Source organism: Methylobacterium sp. CCH7-A2, assembly GCF_001557075.1.
Classification (GTDB): domain Bacteria; phylum Pseudomonadota; class Alphaproteobacteria; order Rhizobiales; family Beijerinckiaceae; genus Allobosea; species Allobosea massiliensis.
The window spans coordinates 21,693-42,567 of sequence record NZ_LSKN01000248.1 but is presented as its reverse complement, the minus strand read 5'-3'; the positions used below and the strand labels follow the sequence as shown (position 1 = coordinate 42,567).

At 65.6% G+C, this 20,875-nt stretch carries 20 protein-coding genes; 12 read left to right on the top strand and 8 right to left on the bottom strand.

All coding sequences use genetic code 11. The annotated features are described in order from the left end of the window. The first annotated feature begins 197 nt into the window (after positions 1–197). From AX750_RS19410 to AX750_RS19380, 7 genes are all read left to right on the top strand, one after another. Positions 198–1,043: a transporter substrate-binding domain-containing protein gene (locus AX750_RS19410; RefSeq protein WP_066734994.1), complete on the top strand. Its 846-nt coding sequence runs from the start codon at positions 198–200 to the stop codon at positions 1,041–1,043. A 122-nt stretch (positions 1,044–1,165) separates the two neighbouring features. Beyond that, positions 1,166–1,792 (top strand): amino acid ABC transporter permease, encoded by a 627-nt coding sequence (locus tag AX750_RS19405; protein ID WP_066734992.1) that lies wholly within the window; start codon positions 1,166–1,168, stop codon positions 1,790–1,792. Continuing rightward, positions 1,789–2,439: an amino acid ABC transporter permease gene (locus AX750_RS19400; RefSeq protein WP_068078768.1), complete on the top strand. Its 651-nt coding sequence runs from the start codon at positions 1,789–1,791 to the stop codon at positions 2,437–2,439. Before AX750_RS19405 ends, AX750_RS19400 begins: the two co-directional genes overlap by 4 nt. Before the next feature lie 154 nt (positions 2,440–2,593). Then, positions 2,594–3,586, top strand: a complete 993-nt coding sequence (locus tag AX750_RS19395) for a class II aldolase/adducin family protein (protein ID WP_245282460.1) — start codon at positions 2,594–2,596, stop codon at positions 3,584–3,586. 33 nt (positions 3,587–3,619) lie between these two features. Further along, positions 3,620–5,566, top strand: coding sequence for an FAD-binding monooxygenase (locus AX750_RS19390; protein WP_066734989.1), 1,947 nt, complete (start codon positions 3,620–3,622; stop codon positions 5,564–5,566). A gap of 92 nt (positions 5,567–5,658) precedes the next feature. Further along, positions 5,659–6,126: a MarR family transcriptional regulator gene (locus tag AX750_RS19385; RefSeq protein WP_066734986.1), complete on the top strand. Its 468-nt coding sequence runs from the start codon at positions 5,659–5,661 to the stop codon at positions 6,124–6,126. 228 nt (positions 6,127–6,354) lie between these two features. Further along, positions 6,355–6,561: a hypothetical protein gene (locus AX750_RS19380; RefSeq protein ID WP_066734985.1), complete on the top strand. Its 207-nt coding sequence runs from the start codon at positions 6,355–6,357 to the stop codon at positions 6,559–6,561. A 37-nt stretch (positions 6,562–6,598) separates the two neighbouring features. On the opposite strand, the gene AX750_RS19375 is transcribed toward AX750_RS19380, so the two are convergent. The 8 genes from AX750_RS19375 to AX750_RS19340 all read right to left on the bottom strand — a co-directional run bounded on the left by AX750_RS19375 (position 6,599) and on the right by AX750_RS19340 (position 14,266). After that, positions 6,599–7,525 carry a DMT family transporter gene (locus AX750_RS19375; RefSeq protein WP_082735264.1) on the bottom strand — a complete coding sequence of 309 codons (927 nt, stop codon included), beginning with the start codon at positions 7,523–7,525 and terminating at the stop codon, positions 6,599–6,601. A 102-nt stretch (positions 7,526–7,627) separates the two neighbouring features. Beyond that, positions 7,628–8,824, bottom strand: coding sequence for an alpha-hydroxy acid oxidase (locus AX750_RS19370; RefSeq protein ID WP_066734980.1), 1,197 nt, complete (start codon positions 8,822–8,824; stop codon positions 7,628–7,630). A 63-nt stretch (positions 8,825–8,887) separates the two neighbouring features. After that, complete coding sequence (locus tag AX750_RS19365; RefSeq protein ID WP_197432843.1) at positions 8,888–9,613, bottom strand: ABC transporter permease; 726 nt, start codon at positions 9,611–9,613, stop codon at positions 8,888–8,890. A 41-nt stretch (positions 9,614–9,654) separates the two neighbouring features. After that, positions 9,655–10,398 (bottom strand): ABC transporter permease subunit, encoded by a 744-nt coding sequence (locus AX750_RS19360; RefSeq protein ID WP_066734975.1) that lies wholly within the window; start codon positions 10,396–10,398, stop codon positions 9,655–9,657. Continuing rightward, positions 10,395–11,384, bottom strand: a complete 990-nt coding sequence (locus AX750_RS19355; protein ID WP_082735263.1) for an ABC transporter substrate-binding protein — start codon at positions 11,382–11,384, stop codon at positions 10,395–10,397. The genes AX750_RS19360 and AX750_RS19355 overlap by 4 nt, the downstream gene beginning before the upstream one ends. A gap of 19 nt (positions 11,385–11,403) precedes the next feature. Continuing rightward, entirely contained in the window at positions 11,404–12,219 is an 816-nt protein-coding gene (locus AX750_RS19350; RefSeq protein WP_066734969.1) for an ABC transporter ATP-binding protein, read from the bottom strand. Between the two features lie 197 nt (positions 12,220–12,416). Next, positions 12,417–13,403 (bottom strand): ABC transporter substrate-binding protein, encoded by a 987-nt coding sequence (locus tag AX750_RS19345; RefSeq protein ID WP_067254870.1) that lies wholly within the window; start codon positions 13,401–13,403, stop codon positions 12,417–12,419. A gap of 80 nt (positions 13,404–13,483) precedes the next feature. Further along, on the bottom strand, positions 13,484–14,266 hold the full coding sequence (locus AX750_RS19340) for an IclR family transcriptional regulator (protein ID WP_067254867.1): 783 nt from the start codon (positions 14,264–14,266) through the stop codon (positions 13,484–13,486). A 117-nt stretch (positions 14,267–14,383) separates the two neighbouring features. Here AX750_RS19340 and AX750_RS19335 point away from each other — a divergent pair, with 117 nt between their 5' ends. Genes AX750_RS19335 through AX750_RS19315 form a run of 5 tightly spaced genes read left to right on the top strand, consistent with a single transcriptional unit; the run spans position 14,384 to position 20,820 of the window. After that, complete coding sequence (locus tag AX750_RS19335) at positions 14,384–16,459, top strand: hydantoinase/oxoprolinase family protein (RefSeq protein WP_066734958.1); 2,076 nt, start codon at positions 14,384–14,386, stop codon at positions 16,457–16,459. Beyond that, the gene (locus AX750_RS19330; protein WP_066734955.1) at positions 16,456–18,471 is read left to right on the top strand and encodes a hydantoinase B/oxoprolinase family protein; all 2,016 of its coding nucleotides are present in this window, start codon (positions 16,456–16,458) and stop codon (positions 18,469–18,471) included. Before AX750_RS19335 ends, AX750_RS19330 begins: the two co-directional genes overlap by 4 nt. Beyond that, positions 18,468–19,217, top strand: a complete 750-nt coding sequence (locus AX750_RS19325; protein ID WP_137883173.1) for an aspartate/glutamate racemase family protein — start codon at positions 18,468–18,470, stop codon at positions 19,215–19,217. The genes AX750_RS19330 and AX750_RS19325 overlap by 4 nt, the downstream gene beginning before the upstream one ends. Then, positions 19,214–20,047, top strand: a complete 834-nt coding sequence (locus AX750_RS19320) for an ABC transporter ATP-binding protein (protein ID WP_245282459.1) — start codon at positions 19,214–19,216, stop codon at positions 20,045–20,047. The genes AX750_RS19325 and AX750_RS19320 overlap by 4 nt, the downstream gene beginning before the upstream one ends. After that, positions 20,044–20,820, top strand: a complete 777-nt coding sequence (locus AX750_RS19315; RefSeq protein ID WP_066734952.1) for an ABC transporter permease — start codon at positions 20,044–20,046, stop codon at positions 20,818–20,820. Before AX750_RS19320 ends, AX750_RS19315 begins: the two co-directional genes overlap by 4 nt. The last annotated feature ends 55 nt before the right edge of the window (positions 20,821–20,875 follow it).

The following is a 20,875-nucleotide window of genomic DNA, read 5'->3' as shown; positions in this document are numbered from 1 at the left end:
CAAATCATCCCGACATAAACGCCTTGCCAAAGGGGGCGTCCACATATGAATCACCATATCTGCTATCGTGATTGGTCGGTGTGCAGGGCCCGGCATCGCCGCTAGGACGATCAAGTAATCGCGCTTGGCCACCTCGGCGCTTCCCTAGAGGGTTTCGCCTCAGGCGTCCCCGGCGCGCAAAACCGAGGGGAATTCACATGAGACGATTTTTCACATCCGCGCTGGGTGCGCTGGCGCTCGCGGCCTTGATGGTCATGGGACTTGTAACGGATGCCGGCGCCCAAGCACCGGCGCCGTCCCAGCTGCAGACGGTCCTTGCGCGCGGGAAATTGATCGTGGGCACTCGCAGCTCTGCGATCGGGTTTTCTTTCAAAGATCAGAAAGGTGAACTGGCGGGCTTCGACATCGATCTGGCGCGCCTGCTCGCGCAGCAGATATTCAAGGATCCTAGCAAGGTCGAACTCGTCGTACTCTCTGGTTCCGCCGATCGCGTGCCTGCACTGGTTTCGGGACGTGTCGATGCCGTGATTTCTTCCTTCAGCCCTTATCCGGAACGCGTGCAAGTGATCGACTTTTCGGCGCCGTACGCACTGTCGGACACGGTCTTCGTGGTTCGGGCGGACTCGCCATTTCAGAAGAACGCTGACTTGGTCGGCAAGACCGTGTTGACCCGTCAAGGAGCCGATCTCGAGCAGATGATCAACGGCTCGGTTCCCGGCACGAAAATTGAAGGGTTTCCGGAGCTCTCCGATGCGTTCTTGGCCTTCCGGCAGGGGCGCGGCGATGCATTCTTCTACGAGCGAGCGGCAGCCTACTATCTCATGAAAGGCACAGGAGGACGGTTCCGGGTCATCGACGACAAGGCCAATCCAATCGCAGCCAGTGGCATCTCGATTGGCTTGAAGCAAGGTGATCAGGTCTGGATCAACTATATCAACTGGCTCCTGTACGACCTGAAGGCGAACAACAAGCTGCAGGCCTTGCACCAGAAGTGGTTCGAGACAGATGCGCTTCAGCCGAGCTGGGTGAAGCAACCATTGTAGACCGTATCGTTCATGGCGCGGCGGAGGCGTAACTCCGTCGCGCTTGTCTTTGCCAAGCTCCAAAAGGCCAACGCATGGCATACAGACTCGACTGGCTTCCAGTGCTTCAAGCGTCACAAGCCTTGCTTTCCGGACTCGCGATAAGCCTCGAGATCTTCCTGATCAGCTCGATCGGTGCCACGCTGCTGGGCCTGGGCGGCGCGAGCCTCATGCTCTCGAGACATGCGAGCTTGCGCTTTGTCGCGACCGGCTATGTCGAGCTCATGCGCAACAGCCCGAGCCTCGTCAAGATGTACTTCATCTATTTCGGCTTTCCGGTCCTGGGGCTGTTTCCGACCGCCTTCTGGTCCGGTGTCATAGCGCTCGTCCTCCACAACGCGGCCTATATGATGGACATCTTCCGCGCGGCCTTCGCCAGCGTGGCACGCGGCCAGCGCGAGGCGGCGATCAGCTTGGGCCTCGATCCCTTTCTGACGTACCGGAAGGTCCTTCTGCCGCAGGCCCTGCGCCGGGCGCTCCCCGGGCTGGGGAACTACTGGGCGGAGATGGTGAAGGATACGTCGCTGACCAGCGCGCTCTCCGTGCGGGAATTCTATTTCGTGTTCACCTCGCAGATCGCCCTCAACATGCGCACCTATGAATTCTTCCTGGTGGCGGGGCTGACCTATCTGCTCCTGACCAGCGCAGTAGCGGCGATTGCCCGTCTCTGGGAGCGCGCTCTCGCACGCGGGGAGGCCAGGGCGCGATGATGGAAGCCACATCGAACCTGGACATCGTCCTCACCCTGCTCCATGGGCTGGCCGTCACCCTTCAACTGGCTGCCGTCGTGCTCGTATTCGGCACCGCCGGCGGCGTCGTGCTCGGCGTCGCCTCAGCCTATGGCGGCGCGCCGGTGCGTCTCTTCGTCGGCGCGCTTCTCTATCTGGCGCGAGGACTTCCGCTGTTGATCCAGGTCTTCGCCATCTTTTACCTCTTGCCTCTGTTCGGCCCGACGCTCGACCGCTTTTCCACGGCAGCGGTGGCCCTCGGCGCATTTGCGGCCATGACGATCAGTGAAATCGTTCGCGGTGGCCTCGTCGCAATCCCGAAAGGCCAGATCGAAGCCGCCTATTCTCTCGGATTGAAGCGGCTCATGACGATCCGCCTGATCATTCTTCCCCAAGCTCTGAGGGTATTGCTTGCCCCGCTGATCGGGCAGTTCGTGTTCCTGGTCAAGGCTACGTCGATCATCTCCTTGTTGGGCGTGCCCGAACTGATGTTTTCGGCGCGCGAGATCATCGAGCGCGACCTCGAAGGATTCAAGGTCATGACCCTGGTCTGGCTGATCTACACAGCCGTCTGCATGCCGTTGTCGATGCTCGGGCGCCATCTCGAGCGCCGCCTGGCTATCCGCTGACCGGTCCGGCGGGAGCGCGGCGGACGCCCCCGGCGAATTTGCTCTTTTCTTGTTCCCGGAGCCGGATGAAGGCGCGCCTCGGGCTTGGCCCCCCGAACTCTATCGGAGGGTGCGGCCCCTTCGGGTGGAGGCCGGCTCGGCACCGCCGGTACGCTTGCCCGGAATTGCTCGCTCCCGGCAAAGCCAGCGCACCCCACTGACGTGTCGGCTTCTTATCGCGGTCCGCGTTCCGCTTCGCCGGAGATCGCGCGGTTGGCATTTCCTCCGTATGCTGATATTCAGTGCTCATATAATCCAGCCTGCCGACGAAACCGTCGGTGGAGAGACAGGGCGGAACAGCAAGGGAGGACGGGCCATGTGTCACAGCGAATCCGGGGGCGGTGCCGCGGTTGCGGTTCCTGACGTTGGCGATGCTTCGAGCGACGTTTCGACTGCCTTGCTCGACGAGCTGGTGGCAGCCAATCACATCCTGTTCGACCAGGGTGTCGTCGATGCCTTCGGCCATATCAGCGTCCGGCACGACAAGCGGCCGGACCGTTTCTTCCTCGCCCGCAACATGGCGCCGGGCAGGGTCACGCTCGACGATCTGGTGGAGTTCACGCTCGATGGCGAGGCGGTGAACGCGAAAGGGCGCAAGGTCTATCTCGAACGCTTCATCCATTCCGAGATCTTCAAGGCCCGACCGGATGTCCAGGCGGTGGTCCATAGCCATTCGCATTCGATCGTGCCGCTTAGCGTCGTCAGGGGCGCGCGATTGCGCCCGCTGTTCCATATGGCGGGGTTCATCGGACCAGGTGCGCCGGTTTTCGAGATTCGCGAGGTGGCGGGCGAGTCGACCGATCTGCTGATCAGCAATCGTGATATCGGTGCGGCGCTGGCACGGCATTTCTCGGAGAGCGATATCGTGCTGATGCGGGGGCACGGTTCAACCGTCGTCGGAGATTCGATCAAGCGGGCCGTCTATCGTGCGGTCTATGCGGAGCTGAACGCACGCTACCAGTTGCAGGCGATGCAGCTCGGCGAGGTCACCTTCCTGACCGAGGGAGAGTGCCGCGCCTGCGTCGACAAGGTCGAGGGGCAGATGCAGAGGCCCTGGGATCTCTGGCTCGAGAAAGCGCGCATTCGCTGCGAGGCCGTGCCCGGCTGAACCGAAAACCGTCCCGAGCTTCTGGAAGCGGCCGTGCAATTTCATCTCAATGGTTTCAGGCCGGGGGATCCGGCGATCAGGGCAGTCCCCGCCCCCGGAGGCGGCCGGGGCCTGCCGCGGGAGGTCGATGTCCTGATCATCGGCTGCGGGCCGGCGGGGCTCGTCCTGGCGGCCCAACTTGCCGCCTTTCCCGATCTCAGCGTCTGCATCGTCGAGCAAAAGTCCGGGCCGCTCCAGATCGGGCAGGCGGACGGCATCGCCTGCCGGACGATGGAGATGTTCGAGGCCTTCGGCTTTGCCGAACGTGTCGTGAAGGAGGCCTACTGGGTCAACGAAACGACCTTCTGGAAGCCCGATGAGGCCGATGCCGGCAAGATCATGCGCCACGGCCGCATCCAGGATACCGAGGACGGCCTGTCCGAGTTTCCGCATGTCATCCTCAATCAGGCGCGCGTGCATGATTTTCTCCTCGAGACCATGCGCCATGCGCCGCTCGGCCTCGAGCCGCATTATGGGTTGCGCTTCGTCGATCTCGAGATCGCGGGAGGGGATGGCGACGGCCGCCGGTCCCATCCGGTCGCGGTGAGGCTGGAGCGGGCGGGCTCCGAAGGCCGGGGGACGGTGGAGGTCGTCAAGGCGCGCTACGTGGTCGGTTGCGACGGTGCGCGCAGCGCCGTGCGAAAGTCGCTCGCCCGCAGCCTGACCGGCGACTCGGCCAATCAGGCCTGGGGCGTGATGGATGTCCTCGCGGTCACCGATTTTCCGGATATCCGCCTGAAGAGCGCCATCCACTCCGCCGAGGAAGGCAGCATGCTGATCATCCCGCGCGAGGGCGGCTATCTCGTGCGCTTCTATATCGAGCTCGACAAGCTCGCCGAAAACGAGCGGGTCTCGGCCCGCGCGATCACCGCGGACCGGCTCGTTGCGGCAGCCCGGCGCATCATCCGTCCTTATTCCCTCGAGGTGAAGGAGATCGCCTGGTGGTCGGTCTACGAGATCGGCCAGCGGTTATGCGACAAGTTCGACGACGTTCCAGCCGGAGAGGATCGCCGGCCGCGCGTCTTTATCGCCGGGGATGCCTGTCACACCCACAGCCCCAAGGCGGGGCAGGGCATGAACGTCTCGATGGGCGATGCCTTCAATCTCGGCTGGAAGCTGGCGGCCGTCATCCGGGGACAGGCCTCGCCGTGGCTGCTCGACACATATTCGATCGAGCGCCATGCCGTCGCAAAGGAGTTGATCGATTTCGACCGCGAGTTCGCCCGGATGTTCAGCGCCCGTCCCAAAACGGGGGCCGGCAATCAGGATGATGCCGTCGATCCTGCCGACTTCCAGCGCTATTTCGTCAAGCAGGGGCGGTTCACAGCCGGCACGGCGGTCCGCTACAAGCCCTCGCTGATCTGCGGCGATGGCCGGCATCAGGCTCTGGCAAGCGGCTTTCCGCTCGGCATGCGGCTGCATTCGGCCCCGGTCGTGCGGCTGGCTGATGCAAAGCCGCTGGAACTGGGCCATTGCGCGAAGGCGGACGGACGCTGGCGCCTGATCGCCTTCGCCGATGCGGGCGAGCCCTTCGACGCCGGATCGGAGCTGATGAAGCTCTGCCGTTTCCTCGACGCCGACGAATCGTCGCCTCTCCGGCGCCATACGCCGCCGGGACAGGATGTCGACGCCGTGATCGACGTGCTGGCGGTGTTGCAGCAGAACCATCGCGAGGTCGATATGGCGCGCGTTCCGGCCTTCCTGCGGCCGGCGAAGGGACGCTACGGTCTATGGGACTATGAAAAGCTGTTCTGCGCCGATACGCGCTCGGGGCAGGACATCTTCGACCTGCGCGGTATCCGCCGCGAGGCCGGCTGCGTCGTCGTCGTCAGGCCGGACCAGTATGTCGCCGAGATCCTGCCGCTGGCCGACGGGGCAGCGCTCTCGGCTTTTTTCGCCTCATCCATGCTCGTCCCGGGCGAGATCGGACCGGCGAGGTGAAAGAGAGGATGGCCGTCCGTGCTTGCGGGGGTAGACCGCTCCCGGCATGGATTGCCGCCGTTTCGGGATGAGGGCGAGGCGAAGATCGTAGAATGGCGAGCCAGAATCTCTATTCGATGCCCGGTCATCTGATCAGGCGCGCCCAGCAGATCGCAGTCTCGATCTTCCTCGACGAATGCGCATCCCTGGACATGACGCCGGTGCAATATGCCGCACTCGTCACCATCCGCGACCATCCGGGAATCGACGCGACGCGGTTGTCGGCGCTGGTCGCTTTCGATCGCTCCACGCTCGCCAACGTGCTGGAGCGTCTCGAGACGAAACGGCTCATCTTGCGCTCGGGCAACCACAACGACAGGCGCGTCAAGGTCCTGCGGCTTACGCCCGAGGGAGAGGCGGTTCTCGCTCAGGCTGAGCCCTTGGTCGATCGGGCGCAGACGCGCATCCTGGCCCCGCTGCCGCCCGAGGACCGGCAGGCTTTCATGAGCATATTGGCCAGGCTCGTCGAATCCAACAACGAGGTCTCGCGCGCGCCGTTGCGGCTGACGTCGGCCAGCTAGGGGAATTCCACACTTCTCCGAATCGCGGAACTGCTCCCGTTCCACGTTCCATCGCATTTTCTGACGCGAGCGGGTGCCGCAGTGAACAGTCTGAGCGTCATAAGGACTGAAATCGACCATGAGCATGAAGCTTGGCAGACAAAGCTCTTTTGTCTTGGACCACCAGACTGTGCCTATCCTAAAATATCAGAAGAGGTTTTGTGCTCATGAAAAAAGGGAGGACTAGATATGCCGACAATCCGTATTGAACCCGTCGAGGATCGAGCATCCGGCCGCTTCGCCATCGAGATTTACCTGCCGGCAGATGCGGAAAAGCCGCTGGTGACCACGGCACCGCGCTACAAGAGCGCTGCGGCGGCGGAACAGGATACCATCGCGATCTTGTCGGCCGCCGCGAACAACCCGCCGCCGGAAGAACCGCCCAACCGGCGGTAGTGTCGGTTCGGCTCCGCGACCGCCCGTAACGCTGTTGTCAGGCGACGACAAGCAGCACACCGGCGGTTGCGACGACCGCGGCGGCGATGGTGAGGAGATTCGGGGCGCGTTCAGTTCGCAAAAGCAAGCTGGCGATCAGCATCGACACGAAAACCTCGAGCGACTGAATCGCTCCGACTGTCGAGATCGCCGTATACTGAATTGCATAAAAGTTGGCGATCTGCCCCGCCGCGAAGCACAGCGCCGCGGCTACACCCCAGATGTTGCGCGCCATCAATGCGGAGAGGATCGCCTTGCGGCTGCGCCCGCTGACGAGCGCGGTGAGGACATAGTAGCCCATTGCAGCCATGGCTCCGACGAAGGTGCCCAGCGCTCCGTCCGGGACCAGATCGAGCCCCAGTTTGCGCGCGACGTAGGCCGAGGCATAACAGAGGCCCGAAGCCGTTCCCCAGATATAGCCCATCGGCTCGATCTGCTCCGCCGCCGGTGCAGAAGACTTTCCGCTGCCTGCGAGATCGACCGCCACCAGGGCGGCCACGCTGATCGCGATCAGCAGGAGGCCGCCGAGTTTGGCCGAGGTTAGGATCTCGCCGAGAAAGACGACGCCGAACAGCACCGAGAAAAAGGGGATGGCGCGCTTGATTGCGGCGCCGCGGATCGCGCCGAGATCTCGCACCGAGAGGAAATACAGGCTGCGGGCCAGGGCGGTCGCGAGAAGTCCCGAAAGCGCAAACCATGCGAGGCCTACAAGCGCGCCGGGCCTTCCTACCAGATTCTGCGACTCCTGCGCCGTGCTCACCCATAGGGCTGCGGAAAGGAGCGCGGTCAACCCCACCGAGAGGATGGCCCCGCCGTCGCCAGGCCCGCTCTTGCGTGCTTTGGCGATCGCCACGCCGCCGAAGCCGAAGGCCAGAACGGACAGAATCGAAAACAGCTCTCCGAGTCTCGCCGCCATAAATGTCATGGGAGAGGCGGCCTTTCTGTACCGTTGGCCGTTAGGCGAGCGGGATGAGGTAAGAATCTGGCGGGCGTGCCAAAGATAGGAAGAGGCATCGGTCGTGGCGCTTCAGCACGCTGCTGGTTTGGATCGAGCGGGCAGGCCTTTGGATGCCGGATGCGGATACAGGATGCCGCTCGCGCGAAGCTCCGCAAGGGCGCCCACTCCTATCAACGCCATGGTCCGATCGACTTCGTCCCGAAGTATCGCCAGCGCACGCTCAACCCCGGTTCGCCCCGCTGCAGCGACGCCATAAAGAGTCGCGCGTCCGAGAAGGACGGCATCGGCGCCCAGCGCCACGGCCTTGACGATGTCGGAGCCGCGCCGGATGCCTCCGTCCATGAGCACGACCATCCGTCCATCCGCCGCCTGCACCACCTCGGGCAGGCTGTCGATGGAGGCCGGCGCGCCGTCGAGCTGGCGACCGCCGTGGTTGGAGACGATGACGCCGTCGGCACCGTGCTCGTGGGCGCGCAGGGCATCGGCGCCGGAGAGGATTCCCTTGACGAGCAGCGGCCCGTCCCAGCGTTCCTTCAGCCTTGCGATATCGGCCCAGCAGAACGCGGGATTGCGCTTCGAGCGCGTGAAGTCTGCGAGTTCGGCAGCCGTGGCACCGGGCGGCAGGAACTCGGCGAGGTTCTCGAAGCGCGGCATCCCCTTGTTCAGCCAGACATTGGCCAGCCAGCCGGGGTGAAGGAGACCGTCGAGCACGACCCGGGGCGTCAGGCGCAGCTCATGCGAGAAATTGTTACGCAGGTCGCGCTCGCGCTTGCCGGCCGTCAGCGTATCGACGGTGACGATCACGGCCTGGTACCCGGCGTTGCGGGCGCGATCGAGCAACCGGCTTGCGAAGCTGACGTCGCCCCAGGGGTAGAGCTGGAACCAGCGCGTGCCTGCGCCGATCGCGGCGACCTGCTCGAGCGCGTTGTTCGACGCCGTCGACAATGCGAAACCGATGCCCGCATCGGCCGCGGCTCGGGCGAGTTCGAGGTCCGCATCCGGCCAGAGCAGGCCGTTGAGGCCGGTCGGTCCGATCATGAACGGGCCGGGGAACCGGCTGCCGAACAGTTCGACCGATTGATCGCGCTGCTTGTTGCCGGTCAGCACGCTCGGCATCAGCTGCCATCGCTCGAAGGCGGCGCGATTGTCGCGCAGCGTCGCTTCGTCCTCCGCTCCGCCGTCGAGATAGTCCCAGACCACGCGCGGCAGGCGCCGTCGCGCGCGGGCTGCAAGGTCCGCGATGCTGATCGCGTTGTCGAGAGGCATGGTCCCTTCCAATCGGATAAGGCGGAAGTCTGCGCAAGACGGGCCGTCATGAAAAACAGGTGTTCACACCGCACCGTAGCGGCGGCCGAAGGCCCGCAACGCCGCATTGACGGCGAGCGCGAGGGTAAACACCGAGATGAGCAGAGCGTACATCTCCGCCGTCCGGAACGCATTGTAGTCCTGGATGATCAGATACCCCAGGCCGCGATTCGACATCTTCACCTCAGCCAGCAGCGCGCCGATCAGAGCTACGCCGGTGGCGAGTCGCAAGCTGCCGAGCACAGGCACCACGATCGAGGGCAGATAGACCAGCCGGACGAGCTGCAGCAAGGAGGCGTCGAAGCTGCGCACGACCCGGATCAAGATCGGACTGACGCCGCGCATGCCGCCGAACGTCGCCACGGCCACCGGGAAGAACGCCGAGATCGCCGCCATCGCGATCTTCGGGCCGGCGTCGATGCCGAAGACCACCATGAGGATGGGCAGGAAAACGATCTTGGGCGCCGGGGCGAGCGCACGCACCCAGGGATCGAGCACCGCGGCCAGCAGCCGCGAGACGCCCAGAGCGATCCCGCAGAGCAGGCCGACGCTGCCGCCTATCAGGATGCCTGCGCCCGCTTCGTAAGCGGTGATGCCGAGATGCGCGTAGAAGCCGGCATCCGCAAGCTGCCGCAGCAACGCCGAGCCGATGGCCCAAAGGCTCGGCATGGCGCCGGTGAAAACGAGTCCCGATGACGAGATCGCCTGATATGCGGCCAGCAGGCCGGCGAGCGTCAGCATCCGGATCATGGTCACGGTCACGCCGCCGGACTGGGACGGGGCAAACGCAGTCAGACCGGCCGTAGCCATCGCTCCCCCCGCTCTATCAGCAAGAAAAACAGGCTGCTCAGCACGATGACGAAAACGACGGCCGAATACATCGAAGGAATATCGTAGCGATCATACATGTCGGCGACGACAAAGCCGAGACCGCCGATGCCCACGAGGAATTCAACGGCAACGATGTTGATCATCGCGTAGATCAATCCCAACCGCAAACCGACGAAGATCGTCGGAAGCGCCGCAGGCAGCACGATCTTGGTTAGGCTTTGCAGCGGCGTCATGTGGAGCGACAGCGCGAGATTGTGAAGAACCGGCCTCACTCCAATGATGCCTTCCCGAGTCTTGATGATGACCGGGATCACCGCCACGACAAACCCCATGACCGCCACAGTTACTAGGCTTCGACCGAAGAAGATCAGGAACAGCGGATAGAGCAGAATGATAGGGGCGGCGAAGGCCGCCTCCAGCCATGGTTCGTAGGCCTGCCCTAACACACGCCGACGTGCCAGCAGCGTGCCGGCGGGAACTCCGAGCAGCAGCGCCGCCGCGGTGGCCGCGAAGGTGGTGTTGAATGTCAGCCAAGTCGCGTAGCCCAGCCCCTCGTGCAGCACGAGGGCAGGGATGGCGGCCAGGATCTCGGATGGCGGCGGCATCACGAACGCTGAAACCCGGCCGGTGCGCGACAGGGCCTCCAACCCAGCGACGACCGCAACGAGCAGCCCGATGCTGCCGATGCTCCCGCCGCGCGTCATGCCAGGAACCGACCGACATTGGCCGTGAAGGCCTTAGTCTGGTCGGGCGTCAGCGTAGTGGACAACCGCTTGTCCTTGACGGCTTGCGCGATGCTGAGCTCGAGGTTGCCGATTGGGGCCAGCGCCAGCGCCGCCTTCGGATAATTGACGTCCCGCGCCTGTCGGCCGGTGGCTAGATCGATGCGGTTGAGATCGGCATACATCTGCACCGCCTCGTCTCCGGAATAGGCCCATTCGATCGTCTGCTGGATTCCCTTGAAAAGCCGCTTGAGCGAATCTGCGCGTTCGGTCAGGAACTTGTTGTTGGTCATGCCGACGCGCACGGTCTGTGAGGCAAGGCCGGGAGCATCGTTGCCACGGGCGATGACACGGAGTTGCCCAGCACGTTCTTCAGCAAGTCCAACTGTAGGCGCCGACCAGCCGACATCGATCTGGCCCGACATGACCTGGGTGAGGGTGGCGCCGGGGCCGCCGGCGCCGACCAGCTTGGCTTTGACGCCGGCATGGTCGAGCAGAGTCGCGGCAATGAGCTCGCTAGACGCACCCGGCCGGGAGAATGCCACTGTCTTGCCGGCGCAATCGGCGAGGCTCCGGATTGGGCTGTCTGAGCGCACATACCAGAACAGGTCACTTGAGCCGGTCATCGCGGCGTTGGTGACAGCGATGGGCGCGCCTTTCGCGAAGGCGCTGAGCGCCCCCAGGATGCCGGGCGCCACACCGAAATCGGTTGATCCAGTGATGATGGACTGCTGGATGTCAGCGCCGCCGTCTGTCCAGATGATGTCGAATTCGAGCCCATTATCGGCGAAGATGCCCTTTTGCTGGCCGAACAGGATGAGCGTCGTATCCCAGAAGCCCTTCTGGCTGCTGACGATGCGCATCTTGTCAGCCGCATGGGCCGGCCGCGATGCGATGAGTGCGGCGCCTGCGCCCTGGAGCACGCTGCGGCGCGACGGCATGAACGATTGTTTTGGCAGTCTTGACATGCGTTTCTCTCCTCTCGATTCAGCCGGCTCTTCGGCCGGTTCCCCGTAACGCCTCGGCTTCTTTCATGCCGCGACTCGCCTCCGCGCGGAGATCTCCCCAGATCGCGGCGACGTAGCGCCCGAAGCGCTCATCGGTGACGCTATCGGAGCTGCGCGGCCGCGGGAGGTCGATGTCGAGTATCCGCAGAACCCGCCCCGGCCGATAGGACATCACCACCACCCGATCGCTGAGCTGGACCGCCTCGGTGATATTGTGGGTGATCAGCAGGGTTGTCTGTTTCAGCTCCTTGTGGATGGCGAGCACCCGGTCGCCCAGCAGTAGCCGCGTCTGCTCGTCGAGCGCGCCGAAAGGCTCGTCCATCAGCAGTACTTTGGGCTGGAAGGCCAAGGTGCGCGCGATCGCCGTTCGCTGTCGCATTCCGCCAGACAGTTCGACGGGGCGACTGTTCTCGAAGCCGGCCAGGCCGACAAGCTCGATATAATGGCGCGCACGCTCTTCGCGCTCTGCCCGCGAGACACCCTGGATCTCCAAAGGAAGCGCGACATTGGTCAGCACCGTCCGCCAGGGCAGCGTAGATTCTTCCTGAAAGACGATGCCGATGTCCTTGTGCGTTCCGACATGACGCTGCCCTCCGACACGCACCTCGCCATCGTAATCGGGCACAAGCCCGCCGATGATGCCGAAGAGGGTCGACTTGCCGCAGCCGCTCGGCCCGATAATCGAGACGAACTCCCCCTTCTGCACATTCAGGCTGATGTCGCTGATCGCTAGCAACCCGCCGGGCGGATCACCATAGCGCTTCGAAACGCCCCGAATCTCGAGATCATTGGCCAAAAGTATGCTCCCACATGAAGTTGCGCAGGGCTGCCTCCACTAGCCGGCGGGGATCGGCGCAGTCTCCGTCAAGGGGGCAGCGGAACGGCTTCATCGTAGCGATCCATCATCTGGCGAGGACGCGCGCGTCAGCCCGTGAGCCGGTGCGCGGGCGAGTTCCTCCTTGCCGGAGGAGCTGCGGCATTGCGCCGGCCTGTTCATCGGCGGCTTTCCTGGAGAAATGCGGCTTCGGAAACACGTTCGAGCGCAAACGGTTCGTCGTGGACGAGCTTGGCGGCGATCAATGCCTGGTGGACCCGCTTCGTGCCTGCGACGGAGATTTCCATCTTCGGCGTCAATATGCCCAGCCTGGCAGTATCCCGGATGGCGCGCTCGGCGAGCTTCGCATCGGTTTGGAGCTCGCGCGCCGCGACCCTGATTGCGGCAGCGGGATCCTCGATGATCGCATCGAGCCCTCGCTGCAGGGCGCGCAGGGCGCTGACGAGTACCATCCGATGCCGCTCCGCCCAGCGCAGGTCCGCATTGACGCTCGTGAACTGCCAGTCGGGCACGAAATCCGCCAGAGGGCCGAGATTGCTGAAGCCGGCAGCCTCGGCCTCATAGCTTAGCGGGAACGGCTGCAGGCCAGCATCGATCTCTCCAGAACGCAATAAACGCCAGCGCGTTGGAGCACCGCCCACAGCCTTCACCATGTAATCAGAGGGCTCGAGGCCTGCGCTGTGCGTCACTTCAGGCACGAGATGCGTGGTGCCTTCCTCGTTCGACAGCACACCGATCGTCTTGCCGCGCAGATCCGCGATGGATCGGATCGCCGGTTGGGCGATCACATAGTGAGGCAGTCGACCCGCATTTCCAGCGACCATTCGCAAGCTGCCGCCTTTGAGCGCGTCGACGATAATGCTCTCGGGCGTCGAGACGGCAATCTGGACAGCGTTCTCACGCAAGGCGCCGTTAATTTTCTCGGCATTGTCGAATACTTCGATGTGGACGTCGAGGCCCTCGTCCTTGAAGTAGCCTTTCTCTGCTGCCAGCCAGACAGGGAGATAAAATATCGTTCGCGAGACGATCGCTACGTGAAGTTGTTTGGTTCCTTCAGCGGCAGCCGATGTTGCTACGACGATTCCCAGCCCGACGAACATACCCAGTAAGGTTCTCAACGATATCCTCCCGCCCGTCAGCGCCATTCCCAGCTTTTATTAGTTAGAAAACTAAGCGACATTCGCCAGAATGGCAATCGCCAGCCGACCTTTCGATCGACGAAGCGTCAGCGCGCCTCAGCCGGACGGGCAGGCAGGGCGCCCATGCGCTCAGACAATCTTGCTCCCGCACGCAGCAGGGCCTGCGCCGGCGTGCCAATCGGGGAATTGTCGAACACGCTCTCCAGCCCCACGATGGTCAGCGTCGCCAGGAGGTTTCCGGCATGCCCGAAGATGGGAACGGAGATCGAACTGATGCCGCGCAGCACGACGCCGCTCATCGCCGTCATACCCGTCTCGCGGGCCTTGCGCAAAATCACATCGAGCTCGGGCCGGTTACGTGGCCTGCCCGGCACGGGAGCTGCAGCAGCGGCACGGCTCAGCTCCTCATCGATCAGCCCAGCGGTGGCGATCTCCGGCAGATAGGCGGCGAAGAGCTGCCCGTTCGAGGAGGTGGTCACAGGCAGCACCGTGCCCGGATTGATATTGATCGTCATAGGGGCCGTGCTGCTGACCCAGCGCACCAGCGTCGGGCCGCGCGTCGTCCAAACTGCCAGCGACACGGTCTCGTTGATTTCGTCGCGCAGCGCCTCCATGACCGGTTCGGCGGCCGCAACGACGTCCAGCCTGCGGATCGCCGCCAGCCCGAGATGCAGCGCGAACGGCCCGAGGTCATAGCGGGCCGTCGCGGCATCCTGGCTGATCAGGCCCGCAGCGATATATCCGGCGAGATAGCGATGTGCCTTGGCGGCTGGCATCCCGGCCCGGCGCGCAAGCTCGGCAAGGGGCAGGGGGCCCGTCACCTCGCTCAGCGCCTGCAGCAGCGGCGTTCCAACGACCACGGAGCGCACGCTCTGCCGTTCGCTGGCGGCCTCCTGCTCCGCCGCGGCGGATTTCCTTTGACTTCCTGGAAAGGCTGCTTCTATTTTCATAATCAAATTCTACAATACGTAATGGGAGGAGGGAAGTTGGTTCATTCAGCTTCCGCACCGGGCCGCTACCGCCTCGGAGTCGACATCGGCGGCACCTTCACGGATCTCAGCCTGATAGACGACGAGACGCAGTCGATCACCACGCACAAGGTCCAGAGCACGCCGAAATCGCCGTCCCGTGCCGTCTCGCGCGGCATCGTCGAGGTGATGCGGCGGGTCGGAGCGTCTCCGGCCGATATCGGCAGCTTCGTCCACGGCACGACGATCGCGCTCAACGCCGTGCTGGAACGTCGAGGCTCCGAGGTCGCCCTGCTCGTCTCGGACGGCACGCGCGACATCCTCGAACTAGGGCGCCAGCGCAAGAGCGACCTCTTCAACCTGCGTGCGGTGATGCCGGCGCCGCTGGTCCCGCGCCGGCGCGTCTTCGAGATCGCCGGGCGCATGGCGGCCGACGGCCAGCCGATGATCCCTCTCGACGAAGAGGCGGTGGAGCGTGCCGTCGCCGCGCTTCCGCCGGAGGTCGAGAGCGTGGCCCTGTGCTTCATGAACGCCTATCTCGACGACGGCCAGGAGCGGCAGGCGGCCGCGGCGGCGGCAAGGACGCGGCCGGGCCTGCATGTCTCGCGTTCGACGCAGCTCTGGCCGGAAATCCGGGAATATGAGCGGGCAACGGTCGCGACGCTCAACGCCTATGTGCAGCCGATCATGCGCCGCTATGTCGACGAACTCGAACGGGAGACGGCCGAAATCGGCCTTGCCACGCGTCTTTACATCACCCGCTCCAACGGCGGCATCATGTCCGCCTCCAGCGCGCGTGAGCAGCCCGTCCACACCATGCTCTCCGGCCCGGCATCGGGGGTCGTGGGCGCAGCCTACATCGCCTCGCGCAGCGGCGTGACCGAGGCGGTCACGCTCGACATCGGCGGCACGAGCGCCGACGTCGCGGTGATCCGGGACGGCGCGCCGGTGCAGTCGACCGAGGCCGTGGTCGGCGATTTCCCGATCATCATGCCTGCGGTCGACGTCTTCGCCGTCGGCGCCGGGGGAGGATCGATCGCCTGGTTCGACGAGGCCGGGCTGCTGAAGCTCGGCCCCCGCAGCGCCGGGGCCTCGCCGGGACCGGCCTGCTACGGGCAGGGCGGCACCGAGCCCACCACGACCGATGCCTATCTTGCGTGCGGCTTCCTCGATCCGCAGCGCTTTGCCGGCGGCGCCATACCGCTCCGGCCGGAGCTCGCGGAGGCTGCGCTCGGCGGCGTCGCCTCCCGGCTCGGCATCAGCCTCGAACAGGCGGCGGAGAGCGTGTTGACGCTGGCGACCGCGACGATGGCCGGGGCGATCCTGCCGATGCTGACCAAGCGCGGCATCAATCCGCGCGACTTCACGTTGATCGCCTTCGGCGGCGCCGGGCCGACCCATGCCTGTCTGCTGGCGCGGGAGATCGGCATCCCCCGCGTGATGGTTCCGCCCGCTCCGGGAGCGCTGTGCGCCTATGGCGCCGCCATGGCGGACATCCGCTCGGAGCAGATCAGGACCCATCGGGTTGCGGCCGAGGCCGCCGATCCGCAGGTTCTGCGCAAAATATTCGGCGAACTCGAGGCACGGGCGCGCGACTGGCTCGCCGGCGAACGGCCCGACCTCGCCACGATCGAGATCCGCCGCTCCGCCGGCCTGCGATACCGCGGACAGGCCTTCGACGTCGAGGTCGAGATCCCGGGCGCGATCCCGACCGCCGCGCTCGACGGCCCGACCCTGGCCGGGCTGTTCCACAGCGCCTACGAGGCGCTCTACAGCAACAGCGACACGGCGGCGCCGGTCGATATCGTCGATCTGCGGGTCGTCATCGCCGGCCGGACCCATCGTCCGGAACCGCGCATCCTCGAGGAGGCCGGGCGAGGCGAGGCGCCGCCGCGCACCGGATCGCGTCCCATCGTCCATGGCGGGCAGCGGCATGCGGCCGGCGTCTATGACCGCGCCGCGCTCAAGGCGGGCCATGTCGTGAAGGGGCCGGCCGTGATCGAGCAGCCCGATACGACCACCGTGGTGCTGCCGGGATATCTCGCTCGCGCGGATCGCTTCGGCAATCTGATGCTCAGCCGGGAAGCCGCATGATGCGCACCGATCCGATCACCCTCGAAGTCCTGATCCAGCGATTCCGCTCCATCGCCGAGGAAATGGGCTATGCGCTGCAGCGCACCGGCCACACCGTCTTCGTCAACGAGACGGCGGATCTCGGCGTCGCTCTGGTGACGCCGACCGGCGAGATCTTCGGATATCCCCGCTCGATCGGCATCACGATGTTCGCCAATCTGGACTTCAGCGAACTGCTGGAGGCGGCCGGCGTGCTCGATGAGGGCGACGTCGTCATCTGCAACGATCCCTATTCCACCGGCGGCCTGTCCTCGCACCTGCCGGACATCAGCGTGATTGCGCCGGTCTGGGTCGGGGGCCGGCTCATCTGCTATGTCTATGCCTATGTCCATTCCACGGATGTCGGCGGCAAGGTGCCGGGCAGCCTGTCCCCGTCGAGCTACGACGTCTTCCAGGAGGGCGTGAGAATCCCGCCGACGCGGCTTTATCGCGGCGGCGTGGAGTGCCCCGACATCATGGCGCTGATCCTCGCCAACTGCCGCGCGCCGAAGGACAATCGTGGCGATATCCGCGCGATGATCACTGCCCTTCGCATCGGGGAGCGGCGGGTCAAGGAAGCGGTCACGCGGGTCGGCGCCGAGATCTTCGTCGCAGCGATGGCGGACGCGCTGGACTATGGCGAGGCACGGGCGCGCCGGGCGATCGCGACGATCCCGGACGGCACCTACCGCTTCAGCGACTATCTCGACGACGACGTCGCCACACGGATCCCCATCAAGTTCCAGGTCGCGCTGACGGTCCGGGGCGACGGGATGGTGATCGATTTCACGGGGTCGGACCCGCAGGTCCGCTCGGCCTTCAACATCTATTCCAAGGGCAAGCCGCATCCCTGGCTGATCTACAAGACGATGTTCCTGCTGCTGACGCTGCAGCCGGACATTCCCGTGAATGCCGGCATGATGCGGCCGGTCTCCGTGGTCGCGCCGGCCGGTTCCGTGGTCAACTGCGTGGCGCCCGCGGCCGTGGGCCTGCGCACTACCGCGGGGGTGAGGGTCCAGGACGCGCTCTGCGGCGCGCTGGCCCAAGCGCTGCCGGAAGTCATGCCGGCCGCCGGGGCAGGCTATATCGCACCCGTCGTTTTCGCGGAGCCCGATCTCGTTGCCGGCGGCATGCGGGTGAACGTGCTCGAACCCATGGTGGGCGGCACCGGCGCTTCCTCGGCCGGCGATGGCCTCAACGCGCGCGATGTCGTCGACATCGCCAATCTGCGCAACAGCCCGCTCGAGATCGTCGAGCAGGCAGCATCGGTGCTGGTCACGACCTATGGGCTTCGGCCCGATTCGGGCGGACCCGGCCTGAATCGCGGGGGGCTCGGCGCCGTGCTCGAATTCGAGGTGCTCGGGCCGACCGGGCTCGTCACCGCCCGCGGGCAGGAGCGGCATCGCTTCCTGCCCTGGGGACTGGCGGGCGGAGGCTGCCCGGCCGGAGCGCGCGTGCTCATCCGGCGGGCCGGCGAAGCCGAATTCTCCGATCTGTGGAAGATCGACGCGCTCGAGGTGTCGGCGGGAGACACGCTGCGGATCCTGACGCCGGGCGGCGGCGGTTATGGCTGCCCCTTCGAGCGCGAACCGGAGCGCGTGCTGGAGGATGTGCTGGATGGTTTCGTCACGCGGGAGGGAGCCGGGCGGGACTACGGCGTGGTCCTGGCCGGCGAGGCGGTCGACCGCGCGGCGACGGCTTGCCTGCGTGCGAACAGGCCGGCGGCCGCGGGGTTGTTCACATTCGGGAAGGAGCGCGAGGCCTATGAGGCCGGTTGGAGCCAGCCGGTCTGGGACCGCTTCAGCGCTCTTCTCTTCGCGCTGCCGCCGATGCTGCGGAGCGACGCGCGCCGTCGCCTGTGGGAGGATCTCGACCGGCGGCGGGCCGATGGCGCCGCGCTCACGCCCGAGGTCGTGAGCGAGCGATGGGAGAGGCTGCGTCGTCCGGCACGGGCTCGAACCGCCGTTCCATTCCGCGGAGAGGGCATCGCATGACGACGTTCGACCGCGACGTCATCCGCTATGGCTGGCGCGGCCGGCTCGGCATGCTGCTGCCCTCCGGGAACGTCGCCGCCGAACCGCAGCTTCAGGCGATGCTCCCCGATGGCGTCAGCCTGCACACGACGCGATTGCGCCTGACCGGCAGCAGCGATGAGCAGTTGCGGGCCATGACGGACAATGTCGAGGAGGCGGCCGGCCTGCTCGGCGATGCCGGCGTCGATCTGATCCTGTTCCACTGCACGGCCGTCTCGACATGGGACGCGGCCGCGGAGGAGCCGCTGATCGCCAGGATAAGCAAGGCGGCCGGGTGCCCTGCCACGGCGACCTCGCGGGCGCTGATCGGCGCCTTGCGGGCGCTTTCGGCACGCCGCCTCGTGCTCGTTTCGCCCTATATCGACGCGATCAACCGGCGCGAGGCCGCTTTTCTCACCGCGCATGGCTGCGAGACGCTGAGTGCCGTCGGGCTCGGCATCGACAGTCCGCAGGACATGGTCCGGGTCGATCCCGGCGACTGGTACCGGCTGGTGCGCGCCAACCGGCGTCCGGACGCCGATGTATATTTCCTGAGTTGCACGGCGATCCGCTCCCTCGAAGTCGTCGAGGCGCTGGAACGCGACCTCGGCAAGCCGGTCCTCACGAGCAACCAGGTCGCGGCCTGGCATGCGCTGCGCGAGATGAAGATCATGGATGTCGCGACCGGGCCTGGCCGCCTCTTTGCGGCAGCGGGAGGCGACGCATGACGACCATGGCGGGATCCCAGGCCTTGCACACCGATCCGCCGCATCGTTTCGGCGACGTGCTCGTGCGCGTCTCGGGCGTGCGCAAGCACTACGGCGCGGGCGGCGACCAGCGCACTGTCGCCATCGGGGAAGCCGATCTGGAGATCAGGCGCGGCGAGTTCCTCGCCATCGTCGGCCCCTCGGGCTGTGGCAAGTCGACCCTGCTGCAGATCATCGCGGGCCTGTCCGAGGCGAGCGCCGGCGAGGTTACGCTGGACGGCCGGCGGGTAACCGCGCCGCCGCCGGACGCCGTCTATCTCTTCCAGCAATATGCCAAGTCCCTGTTCCCGTGGCGCACCGTCCGGCGCAACGTGACCTTCGCCCTGGAACACAAGCCTGTCACCGCTGCCGAACGGAAGCGCGACGCCGAAAGCCTCCTCGAAAGGGTGGGGCTGGGCGAGTTCGCCGACCACTACCCCTGGCAGCTCTCGGGCGGCATGCAGCAGCGCGTCGCCATCGCGCGCGCGCTCGCCGCCCGTCCCCGGCTGCTGCTGATGGACGAGCCCTTCAGCGCCGTCGACGCGCTGACGCGGGTCGAGCTGCAGGCTCTGATCCTCGACATCTGGTCCTCGAGCGAGGATCTGACCGTGGTGCTCGTCACACACGACGTCGACGAAGCGGTTTACCTCGCCGACCGCATCGCGATCCTGGGCCGCCGCCCGTCGCGGATCGACGACGTGATCGAGATCGGCCTGCCGCGTCCGCGGCATGCGATCGAGACCCGCGAGGATTCCGTCTATTTGAAGCATCGGCACGCGCTGCTCAACCGCCTGCTGGATCGCCCGCTATGATCGGCTTGCTCGACCGTTCGCTGCGGCTCGTCCCCGGCGTCGCCTTCATCGCGGCGCTGCTGGTCGCGATCGAGATCCTGGTGGATCGCGGCCTGATCAATCGCGTGCTGCTGCCCCCGCCGAGCGTGATCGGGCGCACGCTCTATGACCTGCTCCTTTCCGGCGAGGTGCAGGGTCCGCTGCTCGCGACGCTCGGCCTCTTCGCCGTCGGCTTCGCGATCGCGGTGGCGCTCGGCGTCGTGCTCGGCCTGCTGATGGGGACGGTCCCCTGGGTCGACGACCTGCTGGACCCGCTGGTGGAGTTGGTGAGGCCGATGCCCAAGGCGGCGCTGGTGCCGGTGCTGATCCTGTTCCTCGGCCTCGGCGTGCCGATGAAGATCACCTCGATCGCGCTCGCCAGCGTGTTTCCGATCCTGATCAACACGGTTCAGGGCGTTCGCAGCATCGACCCCGTCCTGATCGCGACGGGGCGCACCTTCGGCTGGAGCGGCGCCAGGATCACGCTGCGCATCGTGCTGCCGGCGACCTTGCCCTTCATCGCGGCCGGCTTGCGCATCTCGGTCGGCATCGCCCTGCTGATGACGGTGCTTTCGGAGATGCTGGCCGGCACCGGCGGGCTCGGCGCGGTGATCCTCGAGAACCAGCGCTCCTTCCGCATCCGCCAGATGTATGCCTGGCTGGTGCTGCTCGCCGTCATCGGCCTCGTCATCAGCTGGGGCATGACGGTTGCCGAGCGCAGGCTGGCGCCCTGGCTGGAGAAGCACCGGCGCTAGCGCTCAATTCCTGTCCACGACACCCGGAACGGGGCGGAACCGAGGGAGAAACAAC

Coding starts and splice junctions, on each gene's coding strand:
- AX750_RS19410 (WP_066734994.1), top strand. CDS start 198: ATGAGACGATTTTTCACATCCGCGCTGGGTGCGCTGGCGCTCGCGGCC.
- AX750_RS19400 (WP_068078768.1), top strand. CDS start 1,789: ATGATGGAAGCCACATCGAACCTGGACATCGTCCTCACCCTGCTCCAT.
- AX750_RS19385 (WP_066734986.1), top strand. CDS start 5,659: ATGGCGAGCCAGAATCTCTATTCGATGCCCGGTCATCTGATCAGGCGC.
- AX750_RS19380 (WP_066734985.1), top strand. CDS start 6,355: ATGCCGACAATCCGTATTGAACCCGTCGAGGATCGAGCATCCGGCCGC.
- AX750_RS19375 (WP_082735264.1), bottom strand. CDS start 7,525: ATGACATTTATGGCGGCGAGACTCGGAGAGCTGTTTTCGATTCTGTCC.
- AX750_RS19370 (WP_066734980.1), bottom strand. CDS start 8,824: ATGCCTCTCGACAACGCGATCAGCATCGCGGACCTTGCAGCCCGCGCG.
- AX750_RS19365 (WP_197432843.1), bottom strand. CDS start 9,613: ATGATCCGGATGCTGACGCTCGCCGGCCTGCTGGCCGCATATCAGGCG.
- AX750_RS19360 (WP_066734975.1), bottom strand. CDS start 10,398: ATGACGCGCGGCGGGAGCATCGGCAGCATCGGGCTGCTCGTTGCGGTC.
- AX750_RS19355 (WP_082735263.1), bottom strand. CDS start 11,384: ATGTCAAGACTGCCAAAACAATCGTTCATGCCGTCGCGCCGCAGCGTG.
- AX750_RS19345 (WP_067254870.1), bottom strand. CDS start 13,403: ATGGCGCTGACGGGCGGGAGGATATCGTTGAGAACCTTACTGGGTATG.
- AX750_RS19330 (WP_066734955.1), top strand. CDS start 16,456: ATGATGCGCACCGATCCGATCACCCTCGAAGTCCTGATCCAGCGATTC.
- AX750_RS19325 (WP_137883173.1), top strand. CDS start 18,468: ATGACGACGTTCGACCGCGACGTCATCCGCTATGGCTGGCGCGGCCGG.
- AX750_RS19320 (WP_245282459.1), top strand. CDS start 19,214: ATGACGACCATGGCGGGATCCCAGGCCTTGCACACCGATCCGCCGCAT.
- AX750_RS19315 (WP_066734952.1), top strand. CDS start 20,044: ATGATCGGCTTGCTCGACCGTTCGCTGCGGCTCGTCCCCGGCGTCGCC.